Origin of the sequence: Cohnella rhizoplanae (assembly GCF_948329515.1) — a bacterium.
Taxonomy (GTDB): Bacteria; Bacillota; Bacilli; order Paenibacillales; family Paenibacillaceae; genus Cohnella; species Cohnella rhizoplanae.
The window spans coordinates 21,153-34,313 of the sequence record NZ_CAOJCN010000025.1; the positions used below are offsets into that span (position 1 = coordinate 21,153).

Annotated in this window: 13 protein-coding genes; 2 read left to right on the plus strand and 11 right to left on the minus strand. The window is 54.9% G+C overall.

Features of this window, described 5'->3' with window-relative positions; translation table 11 throughout:
* Window positions 1-68: 68 nt before the first annotated feature.
* The 7 genes from PQG80_RS24670 to PQG80_RS24700 form a co-directional block, all read right to left on the minus strand.
* Complete coding sequence (locus PQG80_RS24670; protein WP_271754331.1) at window positions 69-1,025, minus strand: NHL repeat-containing protein; 957 nt, start codon at window positions 1,023-1,025, stop codon at window positions 69-71.
* A 203-nt stretch (window positions 1,026-1,228) separates the two neighbouring features.
* A complete protein-coding gene (locus PQG80_RS24675; RefSeq protein WP_271754332.1) occupies window positions 1,229-2,326 on the minus strand; it encodes a methyl-accepting chemotaxis protein in 1,098 nt (365 codons plus the stop codon).
* Window positions 2,327-2,356: 30 nt separating this feature from the next.
* A complete protein-coding gene (locus tag PQG80_RS24680) occupies window positions 2,357-2,842 on the minus strand; it encodes a hypothetical protein (protein ID WP_271754333.1) in 486 nt (161 codons plus the stop codon).
* Between the two features lie 756 nt (window positions 2,843-3,598).
* Entirely contained in the window at window positions 3,599-3,835 is a 237-nt protein-coding gene (locus tag PQG80_RS24685) for a hypothetical protein (protein WP_271754334.1), read from the minus strand.
* Between the two features lie 116 nt (window positions 3,836-3,951).
* Complete coding sequence (locus PQG80_RS24690) at window positions 3,952-5,151, minus strand: MFS transporter (protein ID WP_271754335.1); 1,200 nt, start codon at window positions 5,149-5,151, stop codon at window positions 3,952-3,954.
* Between the two features lie 77 nt (window positions 5,152-5,228).
* The gene (locus PQG80_RS24695) at window positions 5,229-5,816 is read right to left on the minus strand and encodes a TetR/AcrR family transcriptional regulator (RefSeq protein WP_271754389.1); all 588 of its coding nucleotides are present in this window, start codon (window positions 5,814-5,816) and stop codon (window positions 5,229-5,231) included.
* Window positions 5,817-6,149: 333 nt separating this feature from the next.
* On the minus strand, window positions 6,150-6,695 hold the full coding sequence (locus PQG80_RS24700; protein ID WP_271754336.1) for a hypothetical protein: 546 nt from the start codon (window positions 6,693-6,695) through the stop codon (window positions 6,150-6,152).
* A gap of 228 nt (window positions 6,696-6,923) precedes the next feature.
* Here PQG80_RS24700 and PQG80_RS24705 point away from each other — a divergent pair, with 228 nt between their 5' ends.
* Window positions 6,924-9,296 carry a polyprenyl synthetase family protein gene (locus PQG80_RS24705; RefSeq protein WP_271754337.1) on the plus strand — a complete coding sequence of 791 codons (2,373 nt, stop codon included), beginning with the start codon at window positions 6,924-6,926 and terminating at the stop codon, window positions 9,294-9,296.
* Window positions 9,297-9,357: 61 nt separating this feature from the next.
* Here the strand turns inward: PQG80_RS24705 and PQG80_RS24710 are convergent, their stop codons facing one another.
* Window positions 9,358-10,044 carry a TetR/AcrR family transcriptional regulator gene (locus PQG80_RS24710; RefSeq protein ID WP_271754338.1) on the minus strand — a complete coding sequence of 229 codons (687 nt, stop codon included), beginning with the start codon at window positions 10,042-10,044 and terminating at the stop codon, window positions 9,358-9,360.
* 136 nt (window positions 10,045-10,180) lie between these two features.
* Here PQG80_RS24710 and PQG80_RS24715 point away from each other — a divergent pair, with 136 nt between their 5' ends.
* Window positions 10,181-11,533: an MATE family efflux transporter gene (locus PQG80_RS24715; RefSeq protein WP_271754339.1), complete on the plus strand. Its 1,353-nt coding sequence runs from the start codon at window positions 10,181-10,183 to the stop codon at window positions 11,531-11,533.
* Window positions 11,534-11,577: 44 nt separating this feature from the next.
* Here the strand turns inward: PQG80_RS24715 and PQG80_RS24720 are convergent, their stop codons facing one another.
* From PQG80_RS24720 to PQG80_RS24730, 3 genes are all read right to left on the minus strand, one after another.
* The gene (locus PQG80_RS24720) at window positions 11,578-12,195 is read right to left on the minus strand and encodes a hypothetical protein (RefSeq protein WP_271754340.1); all 618 of its coding nucleotides are present in this window, start codon (window positions 12,193-12,195) and stop codon (window positions 11,578-11,580) included.
* A 4-nt stretch (window positions 12,196-12,199) separates the two neighbouring features.
* Entirely contained in the window at window positions 12,200-12,547 is a 348-nt protein-coding gene (locus PQG80_RS24725; RefSeq protein WP_271754341.1) for a VOC family protein, read from the minus strand.
* Window positions 12,548-12,684: 137 nt separating this feature from the next.
* Window positions 12,685-12,909: a hypothetical protein gene (locus PQG80_RS24730; protein WP_271754342.1), complete on the minus strand. Its 225-nt coding sequence runs from the start codon at window positions 12,907-12,909 to the stop codon at window positions 12,685-12,687.
* Window positions 12,910-13,161 lie beyond the last annotated feature (252 nt).

The window sequence follows — 13,161 nt, forward strand, 5'->3', positions numbered from 1 at the left end:
TCTTACGGAGTTTCCGTTAGAGGGGATTTTCGTTTTCGTTATCATTTTATTTTCGCACGCTTGCCTTATTACGTCCCGAGGATTCTCTTGCGGTTCAGCACGGCCGCATTCGGCGCGCCGTAGTCGTGCTTGACCTGAACCATCGAGATCTGGTCGTCCAGCACCTTGAACGAGCGGATCGCCGAGTACGTATCGATCTCGGTGACGTACACCTTGCCGTCGATATACGACATGTAGTACGGTACGCCCTTGAAGCCCAGCTTGGTGTACAGATCCTCGGCCGTGCTAAAGTCGGACAAGTCCTTCAGGCGGATAAACTTGTTGTAATACACCGTGATGTAATAGTAGTTGCCGATCTTCTTCAGATCGTTCATCGAGCGGTAGCCTGCCGGCACGTCGTACTTCTCCCGCAGCGAGAAGGTGCCGTCCTTGTAGTTGACCGCCAGGATCTGGTTCGGTCCGCTGACGAAGTACATCAGGCCGTCGATGATGGAGAAGGATCGGACATAGGATGCCTCCATATAAGGGAGATGCTTCTTGCTGTCGATCACGACGCGGCCGTTCTTCACCGACAGCGTGTACATGTTCTGCGTGTCCGAGGTGAGGACGTAGAACTTGCGGGTCGCCTGGTCGTAGACGGTTCTATGCGGTCTTCCCTTGATATTATCGATGACCTGCGTCTTGGCGAACCCCTTGGTCGTCAGGGTGTAGACGAACAGGCGGTCGCGGCCGGTATCTTCGGAGATGAAGATGGTTCCGTTGCTCGCGATGGAGTGGGGCGCGGCGATATCGTCGTCCAGCACCTTCCAGTTCTTGATCGGCGTATTGACATCGCTGCTGTAGATCAATCTGTGGTTCCAGGAATCCGCGATGAAGTAGAGTCCCGAGAGCTTGGTGATGAACATCGGCGAGTACAAGCGTTCTGCATACGTGGCTGTGGCGGCGTTGGCGTTGGTCGGCGTCGACTGGAATACGAGTGCGAGTAGCGTAACCAGCATCAGTGCGCGGAATCCTGCTTTTTTCAAAATACCCCTTCCTCCCTCGTTGATGATCATAGAATATATAACCATCACTTGCCTGTTTCGTAACAGGGGAGGACAATTTTAGACAAATTTTCTTTCTAACCTTCAGGCATATAAAAAAGCGCTCCTAGATAGAAGCGCCGCTGCACACGGAATTTTGTTATTTCTCATTGGAATTGGCCGGTACCGGCGGATGGCCGATTGAGCTATTCTATTATTTTTGACATCTTATCTTGCAAATCCTGATTGAGTAAATTCAATTGCTCGCCTAGCGCAGCGATCTCTTCTATAGAGCCAAGCTGCTCCTCCGTTGAGATTAATACTGCTTTTACATTAAAGGCAGTCGTTTGAGAAATATGGTTCATTTCTGCCGCAGACGCGGCGATCTCTTCTGAACTGGCGGACAGCTGCTCGGCGACAGCGGATACGTCATGGATTTGTTCGGCGACGTGTCTGGCTCCTGACACGATCTTTTTGAAGGCGTCGCTTGTTTCCACTACCTTTTGCACGCCTGATCTTACTTCCGTACGAACGGCGGACATCGCATTTATGGACTGCTCGCTCTTCAGTCGGATGTCTTCAAGAATTCGAGTGATTTGAATGGCGGCCTTCGAGGACGCTTCGGCAAGCTTCTTGACCTCTGCGGCAACAACGGCAAACCCTCTGCCATGTTCGCCCGCACGCGCGGCCTCAATGGAAGCATTTAATGAGAGCAGGTTCGTTTGCGCTGCAATATCAGAGATGAATCCAATGATATTACGTATGTTTCCGGAGCTCTCGCCTAACGATCGGATGAGTTGATCGGATTCGTTTATGGATTCCGTAATGGCGTTCATTTGATTCATCACGCTATGGAGAGAAACATCGCCATTTTCCGCCTCCGCGGCAGATTGCATGGATGCTTCATGAACGATGGCGGACGCCTCGGCGATTCTCGTGATGCCTTCCGCCATTTCTTCCATCGACCGCGTGCTTTCGTCGCTAAACGTAGCAATCTGCAGACTGCCTTGCGCAATTTGCTCCGTGCTCCTTTTGATCGCCGTCATCCCTCGTGTGCTCTCGGCAGTCGTGGCTGAGAGTTCGTCGGAGTAAGAAGCGATCTGTTCGGTGGAATCGACGAGTTCCAGCATCGCTATTTTTCGTGCGCGGCTTAAGTTTGCGGTGGCGTCGGCTGCTGTTCCCGCATGTACGGAGCGAACCGCATCGTTAGGAGAGGACTCGGCGATATGACCTTTCCCTGCCAACGCCAGGTAACCTTTCTTAAGTCCCTTTAGCATCTTTGAAGATCTTATTTTTTGGATCATACCGAATCCGTCCCTTGTCCTCATATTAGACTACAGTCTAATCACAAACTCCCCGCCGCCGTTCATATGTACTTCCTCTATGACAACGAAGGATTGGAACCGGCGTGCAAAGCCGCGCAATATTCCTAGATTAACCATGGCGGGATAAGGAACGTTGCAAATCATGCGGATGGTTTTAGAATCTTCTTGCAGGCATTTGTATTCTCCGTAATTTCCGTTACGATGATTCATTTTATAGGCTACATCCAGTAGAACGACCGCTTTTTCGAAGCTATCGACCTCGGGCGGGAAAACCGAGTTTTTCGGAATATACTTTCCAATCTCAAGCAACAGATTGTTCCCCACTGAAGCAGCGAGACCTGTAATAACCGCAATCACATCGTCCAACGAGTACCAGGCTTCCGGATCAAGTTCCATGATTCCTTTTTCGGCTAGAAGGGCCTTTACTCTCTTCTGAAAAACGCCGCATCCCTCAATGACACTTTTAACGGCCGATCCATGAACTTCTACTGACATTTATAATCCTCCTCATGATGAATAAAACCGCCATCTATCGAGGCATCGCGCAAAATAATGCCGGCCAGGGCTCATCTCCGTTCTCGGTACCGGCCCCGGTCATGTCGAATAATGTCACATCCCTATGTTAGTGGAAATAGCGCGGTAAAGTCGACGGACTATGAGTATCAACGGTGCGAGAATCCGAATTTTCTTGGCCGCGCTCGCCCGCCGTCATGGAACTCTTCGTGAATTCGTTTTCAGTTTTAGTTAAAACAACGATCAACTCTTGACTCGATCTTGCGATGATCTCCCGCACATGCTCCCGGAATTCTCTCACGGAAGGATGCTCGGCGCCTAGATTCTCGTTTATTTCAGAGAGAGCCAGCCGGTATAGGCGCAAGTCATTATGTATGGTTCTCAATATCCCTTGAATCTCAACAGCTCTGCTCAAGCAGATCCCCCGCTTCTCCGTAAAAAAATGAAAGCAACGAAAAGCCGCGGGCAGGCGTCAACTTCACCGGCGGCTTACCTTCTATGACGACGCCGTATAGAGCACGTAATAATCTTTGATCCTAAGCAGGACCGGATCCTAATCGTAATAAGCAAACTAAAATAGCGCAACGGTCGATAAGTATCATCGAAAGGAAGCGGGAACAGCCAAAAAAGAAGAAGCCTGAGGCGAAATTCGCGCCGCAGGCTTCCTATTGCTTAATGTTTGACCAACAGGACTGCTAAGGATGTACCTAGGCACCACTCTCCCTCACGCTAGCAAGCTCAGATCAGCGCGATGGCCAGCAGCGTAAACAGCGACAGCGCGAGGATGCCGGATCCCCAGCCGCCGTAGCCGCCGTAGCCGAGCCCCCATGCCGACAACGTTAATTCGCCCTTGGCGGGCTTCAGGTACAGGTTATCCCAGTCAACGCCCATGATGATCCCCTCATAGGATCCGCTATGCGTGGTCACGCGCACCCTGCGATTCTGATGCTTGACGCAGAACTCGTACATGCCCATTCGATACCCATCCTCTCAATAGCATGCTGGCAAGGCTAATACCAGCGTATGAGAGATGCCCCTGTCGGGATTGGATGGATCGGGAAATGTGCGGTTGTCCTGCGGCAGGCGCAGGATCAATCCGTCGCCATGTCTCTGCGCTTCATTCCCCTCAGCGACACCCCGAAGCAAACCAACAGTACCAAGGCCGCGAGCGTATACGGCGCATTGATCTCAATGTCGAACAAGAAGCCGGCGATGATCGGTCCAAGGATGTTGCCGAGGCTCATGAACGCCGAGTTAAGCCCCGCCACATAGCCCTGCTGGTCCTTGGCCAGCTTGGACATCTGGGTGCCGATCGTGGGGCGCAGGATGTCGATGGCCAGGAAGACGACGAAGGTGACGGCGAAGATCAGCCAGAACTGGTGCACGAACAGCATCAGCAGGACGAAGATCCCGGCGACGAGCAGGCAGGCCGAGATGATCCGTTTCTCCCCGTACCGGTTCAGCAGCCAGCTGAAGACTGTGAGCTGCACGACGGCGCCGGCAATCGAGCCGAACGTGATGACGAAGGCGATGTCCTTGGGATCGAATCCGAACTTGTGATCGACGAAGAGCGAGTAGATCGTCTCGAAGTTGGCCAGGCCGAACGACATGACGAACACGATGATGAGGCTGAGAAAATAAGGCGCGCGATATGAATGCTTCAGCTGGGTGAGCAGGCTGCTTCGCGGCTTGGCGGCCTCGGCCTGCGCCGCTTCGGTTCCTTTTGCCGGGAGAGATTCCCTCAGGAAAAGTAGCGTCAAGAAGGCCGCGACGACGCCCCCGACGCCTGCGGCAAAGAACGGGGCGCGGATGCCGTACTCCGCGACATAGCCCCCGATGCCCGGTCCGATGATGAAGCCGGTCGTGATGGATGCGTTCACGTAGCCCATCCCGGCTGCGCGCTCCTCGCTCGTCGTGATGTCCGCCGCATACGCCATGACGGCCGGCATGATCATAGCCGCGCTGAAGCCGCCGAGCGCGCGCGATACGAACATCAGCACCGGCGAGTGCGCGATGCCGAACAGCCCTTCGGATACGGCGAATACGAACATGCCGATGACGATCATGCGTTTGCGCCCGACCGAGTCGGCCCAGCGGCCGGCCAGCGGCGAGAAGAGGAACTGCGAGAGCGAGAAGACGGCGATCATGAGCCCCATCAGGCTCCCGCTCACGCCCAGCTCGTTCATGAAGCTCGGCATGATCGGTATAATCAGGCCGATGCCGGTGAATACCAAGAACAGGTTCAGCATCAAGATCAGGAGCGCGCCCCGTTGTTTAACTAAGATAGCCATTTGCTTAAGTCCTCCAAGTTCGCTTGCGAATACTGAACATTCATTCTAGATGTGGGCAAAAAAAGGCAAGTCGACGCTCAGACGATTCCATGCAGAAATACGTCTACCGCCAGCCGGTAGGCGGTGAGCGCCGCGTCCCGGTCCATGCGCCGAGTATGCTGACTGAGGCCGAACAGCAGGCTGTCGAGGATGACGGCCAGCCCGGTCGCGTCCTCCGTCTTGAATTCCCCGGCCTCGATGCCCCGCTGCAGCAGCTGCTTGTTGAAGTTAACGTACCCTTTCACCATCTGCTCGATCCGCTCCTCCACCTCCGAGCCCTTCTCGGCGTTGTTGAAGAACTCGTCGATCGCCTTGGTCAGCGGATGGTTGATCTGCTCCAGCGCCAGATGCTCGGCCACGCCGTACAGCTTGTCCGCCGTCGTCGCATAGAGCGCCTCCTTGGCGAGCCAAGTCTCCTCCCACTCCCGGTCCCACTCCTCGATCAGATACAGGAATAGCCCTTCCTTGCTCTTGAAGTGGTAATAGATGTTGCCCGCGCTGCACCCGGTCGCCTTCACGATCTCCTCGATCGCGGTCGCCTTGTAGCCCTTCTTGATAAAAAGCGCCTTGGACGCCTCGGCGATCTTCTTCTTGGTCTGCTCGGTCTGCTGCTGTTTCTTATTGATGGGGATCACCTCGATTGGCGGAGGATAGGCGGATATTGGGGATGGATGCCAGGATACTGAATGATTATTCAGTATTATAGCTTGCAGAGGAGGGAGATCGCAATGGTGTGAGGCGCCTCTGCGGGCAATAGCGGATCTTTTTTCCGCTATGGCTGCCTGTGACGCGCCTCTGCGGGCAATAGCGGATCTTTTTGCCGCTATCGCTGTCTGTGGGCCACTTCTGCGGGAAATAACGGATCTTTTTTCCGCTATGGCCGCCTGTGAGGCGCCTCTCCGGGAAATAACGGAACTTTTTTCCGCTATGTTGCCTGTGAGGCACCTCTGCGGGCACTCCTAAGCTGGGCTAGAAGGGATAAATACATTCAATAAATGATTTAATGGATAAAACTGGTCCTTTTCAATCAGGACGACTAATAATTCATTACCGATATCCGAGAAAAAGAACCGTTTATCGCTCCCGCTCGCAGCTAGTAATTCGGAAAAGATCGTTAACACCTCAAGACTCATCCAATCGTCCCGTACAGGCAGTGAATGGCGATAGTTGGTACCGTTCGCGTTAAAAGCGATCCACGCTTCACCTGCTTCGATATCCACGTAATCCTGAATCTCGGTGACGCTTATTGCCGATTCAACCATATCCGCCATTCGTTTTAATTTTTCAACATAGTCCCCGTGATCCTCGATGCACTCGCGGTCGAAGCACCAGACGTCGTTAGTCGGGTACGCATCGTTTCCATTTTCTACGCTGTCTCTTTCCCTTCCCATACTTATCAGGAGATGAATATACGGATTTTCCTCATAAGCACGGATGTCGCGATCTAATAAGTCCTTCATCTGAATATCCTTTTTTAGCGTAATGCCGACTCTGCTCAAATTCATGAGCTGCTCTTCAATCGATATACGGACTCGGACTTGCGGCGACTTTTTGCGCTTAAAAAAACGAAACATGGCTCCGATGATACCTCCCTCTATGGGATAGCCGTGCCTTATTCGTGCAGGAATCCATACCAACAATGTCGAATAGTAGTAGCCCCCACTTTGTATGATAACTACTACAATAGAGATAGAGGTCATAATCCGAACATGCTGCTTATAGAAAAACCATTCATGATAGATACCGACGCCTGCTACGGCGAGGCCGAGCGAGAGGCTGCCCGCTACTACGCGCTGCTGGAGGCGCATGTCCGCAGCCGGGCATACATACCCGCCCTGACGGAGGACATGAAGCACCTCAAGCGAAGCCTAACGGGCCGCTTCTCTTGGCCGGCCTCCCGCTCCGGCGGTAAGGACGCGTCCGCCGCCGACCGGTACCGCTACGAGATCCGGTGGCTGCGGCGCACCGGCAAGCTGGCCGATTATCTGAACCGCAGCGTGTCCTACATCTACATGCGCGATCTGGGCAAGGATCTGCAGGCGCCGGAGACCAAGGCCGCTATCCAGCGATCGGTAGCCGAGGTCGAACGGCGGCTGGTTCAATCGACTTCGTCCGACCGCGATGCGCAGCCTGGCCTGCTCGGCATGGCCGAGCTGTATCGCTGGGCGCAGAAGGAAGGCGTTGAGTGCGCAGTGATCTGGGTGGTCGGCAAGCTGAGACTGGTAGCGGACCGGATCCCGGCGGGAATGAACGCCGAGCACGCGCAGCGCAAGCTCATCAAGATTATCGTCGGCGTCGTCATGCATGCGCTCGATGAGCTGACGCCGGCAGTCGGCCCCGAGGAGCGCGCCCGCAGGCTGGACGCGGCGATCCGCCTCGGTTATGCGTACGGACTGACCTATCCGTTCATCGACGATCTGCTCGATGCGCAGGTGCTGGACGACCGGGAGAAAGAAGAATATTCCAGCCTGATCCGAAGCGCGCTCGTCACGGGCGAGGTACCGGAGAAGGTCGAGTGGAACGGCGCCAACGCTGCGTTCATTCATTTTGTCCATCAGGAGCTGCGCGACGCCTTTGCCTATATCAAGGAGCATCAGCGTCCGGAGACGCAGCGTCTGTTCTTCGAGCAGGCCTACGTCTTCTTCCACGCGCAGGAAACGGACCGGGCCAGATCGATATCGGACGCGTCCATCACGAACGAAGCGTTGTACGTCCCGATCATCCTGAAATCCGCCTCCTCCCGCCTGATCGCGCGCTCCGTCCTCCACGCGCCGGCCGACGAGGGCTTCGAGGCGCGCACGTTCTACTACGGCATCTACAACCAGCTCGCCGACGACTTTGCCGATCTGTCCGACGATATGGCGGACGGCGCCGTGACGCCGTACACCTACTATATGACGCATCATGAGCGGCGGCCGGATCTGATCAATCCGTTCGAGCTGTACTGGGCGGTCATCTATCATCTGATCCATCATGTGTACGACGGCGATGCGGCAGCCCGCGAGGTCATCCTGAAGCGCGCGATCAACGGGCTCAGGCGCTTCCGGGCGCGAGTCGGCGCGGACAAGTACAAAGGCATGATGGACCTCTTCGCTGCCGGCCACCCGGCATTCAACAAGCGCGTCCAGCGGATGGTGCGCCAGGCGAAGGACGTGGAGTTCTTCGACAAGCTGCTGCGGGATCGGATGGTCGACAAGCTGCGTAGCGACAGGCGCACGAAGGCCGAGTTCCGCGAGACCGTCCGGCAGGCGCGCGAGCAGATCAACGACGCGCTGCAGATCGCCAAGCCGAGCGGTATTCCGCGGCAGAAGGAGGCGCTTATCGATGCGGCGAACTACAGCCTCGCGGGCGACGGCAAGCGGCTGCGGCCCATCATGACATGGGTCATGGGCGTACAGGGCTACGGCCTGCAGCCGGAGGCGATCGTGCCCCTGCTTCGCTCTCTCGAGTATATGCATACCGCCTCGCTGATCTTCGACGACCTGCCCTCGCAGGACGATGCGGCGCTGCGCAGGGGACGCGCCACGCTGCATCTCGTACACGGCAGCGCTACCGCGGAGCTGACCGGATTGCTGCTCATCCAGAAGGCGATCCACGATCAGGCTCGGCTCGACGAGCGGTTCGCCCCCGGAACGGTGCTGGCGATGATGCGGTTCTTCGCCGCGACGGCGGAGGACCTATGCGCGGGGCAGGCGATGGACCTGGATGCCAAGGACCGGGCGCTGACGCTCGAGCAGCTGCAGGCGATCTGCTACTACAAGACCGGGTTGGCGTTCGAGGCGGCGCTCGTGATGCCTGCCATCCTCGCGCAGGCGTCCGAACGGGAGATCGCGGCGCTCAAGAAGTTCGCCTACCATGCGGGTATCGCCTTCCAGATCAAGGACGATCTGCTGGACGAGGAAGGCGATGCGGCGCTGATCGGCAAGCCGGTCGGCCAGGACGCGCGGAACCGCACGTCGACGTTCGTCACCGTCCTCGGGACGGAGGCGGCCAGAAAGGCGATGTGGGAGCACTACTGCCTGGCGGCGGAGACGCTGCGGGAGCTGCCGCGCCTGCCCGTTTTTCTGAAGCATATGCTCGGCTATATGATTCACCGCGACCGGTAAGAACGATGCGCCGGAGGGACTGCGATTGCCATCCTGGCAAGGTCGATCTGCATCCCAGCGCTCATCCTTTCCCCTCCTGCTCCTCGATCACTTGCCCGATGCCCGACAGGATCAGCTTCAGGCCGAACTCAAACGACGCGTCGGTGCCCATCAGCTCGAACAAGCCGCTCTTGAACATCCGCCGGAACACGCCCGCATCCGCCTCGCTCATGGCTTCCAGCAGGTGCATCATCTCTCCATCCGGATTCTCCCCCGGGTTGTTCATCATCGCGGAGACATTGCGCTGATGATGATAATCGTCAAGCACGAAGTTGTGAACATAGTTTACAAGCGTTAGGACCGTTTGTATTTTCTGCTCTTGCTCCAGCGGCGTCGATTCCAGGCAGAGCAGCATGCGGTTGGTCAACCGGATGATGTCCGGCTCATGGGGAAGCGTCAGCATCATGAGCTGCGTGGAGCAGGGATACCGGCCGAGCACGCGCCGCATCGTGACCGCCATCCCCGCCAGCTGGGCCTTCCAGTCACCCTCGGAATGGAACTCCTCCAGGATGATCTTCGATACCTGGCTGGCCAGGCGCTGGTAGAGGATCTGCTTGCTTTTGAAATACCAGTACAAAGAGGGCGCCTGGATCCCAAGCCGGTCGGCCAAGCGTCGCATGCTGAATTTCTCGATGCCCTCCTCCCCCAGAAGCTCCCACGAAGCCTCCAGAATCTTGTCCTCCGAGATCTGAGGCTGCTGCTTTTTCATCGTTATCCGCCCTTTTATCTAACAGTGTAAGTTTATGCTTTACAGGTCTATAAGGCCATGATATCATCTAACACTGTAAGGTTCAATCTAACACTGTTAGACGGACCCAAATCTTATACAGAAAGCGGTGACCCGCATGGATGCAGAAAACCTCCATTACTTTGAGAAAGCGCCGATCGCCAAAGCCGTCGCTCACTTCGCCGTACCGATGATGCTGGGCACGTCAATGAGCGTCATCTATTCCATTCTGAATGCCTATTTCCTCGGCACGCTTCACAATACGGCCATGTTAACCGCGCTCGCGCTAACCTTGCCGCTGTTCGCGGCCATCATGGCGCTAGGCAACTTGATCGGCATCGGCAGCGGTACCTTGATCTCCCGTCTGCTCGGCGAGAAAAACTACGACGCGGTTAAGCATGTGTCATCATTCGCCTTTTACAGCAGTCTAGTACTTGGTCTGATCGTAATCGCCGCCGGCCTCCCGTTCATCGATCCGATCGTTCATGGGCTGGGAGCGACGCCTGACGCGTTCGGATTCACCAAAGACTATGTCACGATGATGCTGATAGGTTCGCCATTCGTCGTTTTGTTCTTTACATTGGAAAATATCGTGCGCTCGGAAGGCTCGGCCATGACGTCGATGATCGGCATGATGATCAGCGTCGTCGTAAACGTCACGCTGGATGCGCTCGCCATACTCGTGTTCCGTTGGGGCGTGATCGGCGTCGCGTCCGCTACGGTCGTCTCCATGTTGGTCGCGAGTTCATTCTACGCCTACCATCTGGGATTCAAGAGCCGATTCTTAACCGTCTCATTCAGATGGTTCCGGGTGACCAAGGAGATTCTGAGCAACGTATTCAAGATCGGCGTTCCCGTCTTCGTGATGAGCGTGTTTCTAGGCGCCATGTCGCTCATTTTCAACCATTTTCTCGTCGAGTATGGGGAGCAGGCCGTCGCGGGATACGGCATCTCTTCGCGCTTGCTGCAATTCCCGGAGTTTATCCTTATGGGGTTGTGCGAGGGGGTCGTGCCGCTGATCGCCTTCTCTTTTACCGCGAATAAATTACGCATGAAGCATACCATTGCCTTCACGATAAAAACGATCGTGGCGTTAGCCGTCGCATTCGGCATCATCGTCTACCTGATCTCCGACCACTTAATCGGCTTATTTACGAACGACCCGCAGTTAATCGAGATGGGCAGCTACATTTTGCATGTGACGTTCCTATCCCTATTCATCACGGGCATGACCGCGTTATTTACGGGCATCTTCCAAGCTACGGCGCAAGGCACTGCCGCGTTTATTATGTCCGTCATTCAGGGGATTACGCTCGTTCCCGTGCTCTACATCGCCAACCGAATGAACGGCTTCCACGGCGTGGTCTGGTCGCTTGTCGTTACGGATGCCGTCGCGTTCCTAGTCGGAGCCGTCATGCTGTACGCACTGCGGAACCGATTGCAGCCGGACCTGGAGAGCTTGGTGCACTAGAACATCGAGGCCGCCGCTCTTCCAGCCGGCCTCGCGTCCTATACTCACCGCGCACCCTGCGAAGCAAAGAAGCGATTCAACATCTCCGCGACTTCATCCGGATCTCTGAGCGCGATGAAGTTGCCTTCCTCATCATAAGTATGGTGCCCCTTAAAGGCGTCCGGCATATCGTTATACTGCTTCTCTTCTTGCCTGAGCGCCTTTTCAAAGCAAGCATATCCGTAAGTCTTGATCAGATACGGGAGTCCGCAGGCTGAGCGTATGAATTCATACTCTTGATAGTTGTACGGCGTCTTCTCCGGTCTCTTCTCCAACAGCTTCAGGAAGTGTTCCACGACCGGCTCCATCTCGGCTTCCGTTGCATCATAGGCTAACCCGCGGATGGCCTTCAACTTCATGTCCAAGTATCGTTCTTTCTTGTAGGCTTCCGTAAAAAACGACTGGAGTCCAAGCTCACCGCGATGCATTAAACGGCCGAGGATTTGGTTCCGCAAAGCCATGTCCTTGAGTTTAAAATACATGGCCGTCAGAACCTCGGCGTCGCTTGCCGTTATGAAGGGATACTGCAATTCCTCAATGGCTTGTCTAAACCGTGAATCCTTCTCCGAAAGCGAAGCACTCCTCAAATACGCCATAGCAGCTTCATGACGGGCTTGATTCATCCCGTTATTTCTCCCAGAGCTCGACCAGCCGGCCCTCGGGATCCTCGATCCAGACAAACTTTCCATATTCGCTGGCCTCTTGTTGCTTGGCGAGCGGTACGCCGACTTGTTCAAGATGCTTGATCATCTCGTCCATGTTTTCGACTTGGAAATTTAACATCACTTGCTGTTCAATGGGGAAGTAGCTATCCTTCTCGGGAAAGAAGGAAAAGATCGTCTCGTTGTCCGATTGCGGCTTGATCACGGTCCCATTCCACTCCGCGATATCGAGCTTCAACACCTCGCTGTACCACTTTTTCACAGCCTCAAGACTGTTCGTCCTCCAGAACACGCCGCCGAAACCTTTGATCATCCTCATCCGCTCCCGTCTCTCATCCCGTATTAGACATCCATTTTCCTAGTTATTCGTGATTTATGGTTTAAGTTCCTTTTCGACGCGAGCCTCGTACTTCGACCCTTCTAATCCTTTCAGTTAGGACGATTTCTGTCTCACTCTCTTGCGATCATTAACTTCACCATCATGATGACGAAGACACCGATCAGCAAGGAAACGCCACCCCATAATAAATAGTTAAATGAAAAAGCGAACACGAAATCATCATCGAACCGATTCAGTTTAAATGTCGCAAGCATGACGATGATTCCGGTAAAATACGCAATCAAGAGCGCCAGCGCGGAGATGTTTAGTATTCGCCTCACTTTATACGCGTTCATGGGTTCACCTCCTGCGATTGACTTCGAAAAAGGCCGCAGTCATTGGCGGCAGCCTTGGGTAGTCATGCTTCAGGCAGAGCGGGTCCACCCTGTGGCATAGAAAAGCATCACAAGTAACGGCGTTCGATCCAAGCACGCCTATTTTAACACAAATTGGAAGGCCCGATCCCGCCTTTGGACCGTGTGTATTGACAATTAATTACACACCTTCTACAATAAATGTAAGCAAGTACTTGCATTAGGCGGTGGAAA

Bases quoted from the DNA above. Each gene is read 5' to 3' on its own strand.
- PQG80_RS24680 (WP_271754333.1), bottom strand. From the start codon at position 2,842: ATGTCAGTAGAAGTTCATGGATCGGCCGTTAAAAGTGTCATTGAGGGA.
- PQG80_RS24710 (WP_271754338.1), bottom strand. From the start codon at position 10,044: ATGAAAAAGCAGCAGCCTCAGATCTCGGAGGACAAGATTCTGGAGGCT.
- PQG80_RS24705 (WP_271754337.1), top strand. From the start codon at position 6,924: ATGATAGATACCGACGCCTGCTACGGCGAGGCCGAGCGAGAGGCTGCC.
- PQG80_RS24690 (WP_271754335.1), bottom strand. From the start codon at position 5,151: ATGGCTATCTTAGTTAAACAACGGGGCGCGCTCCTGATCTTGATGCTG.
- PQG80_RS24700 (WP_271754336.1), bottom strand. From the start codon at position 6,695: ATGAATTTGAGCAGAGTCGGCATTACGCTAAAAAAGGATATTCAGATG.
- PQG80_RS24715 (WP_271754339.1), top strand. From the start codon at position 10,181: ATGGATGCAGAAAACCTCCATTACTTTGAGAAAGCGCCGATCGCCAAA.
- PQG80_RS24675 (WP_271754332.1), bottom strand. From the start codon at position 2,326: ATGATCCAAAAAATAAGATCTTCAAAGATGCTAAAGGGACTTAAGAAA.
- PQG80_RS24720 (WP_271754340.1), bottom strand. From the start codon at position 12,195: ATGAATCAAGCCCGTCATGAAGCTGCTATGGCGTATTTGAGGAGTGCT.
- PQG80_RS24685 (WP_271754334.1), bottom strand. From the start codon at position 3,835: ATGGGCATGTACGAGTTCTGCGTCAAGCATCAGAATCGCAGGGTGCGC.
- PQG80_RS24730 (WP_271754342.1), bottom strand. From the start codon at position 12,909: ATGAACGCGTATAAAGTGAGGCGAATACTAAACATCTCCGCGCTGGCG.
- PQG80_RS24725 (WP_271754341.1), bottom strand. From the start codon at position 12,547: ATGATCAAAGGTTTCGGCGGCGTGTTCTGGAGGACGAACAGTCTTGAG.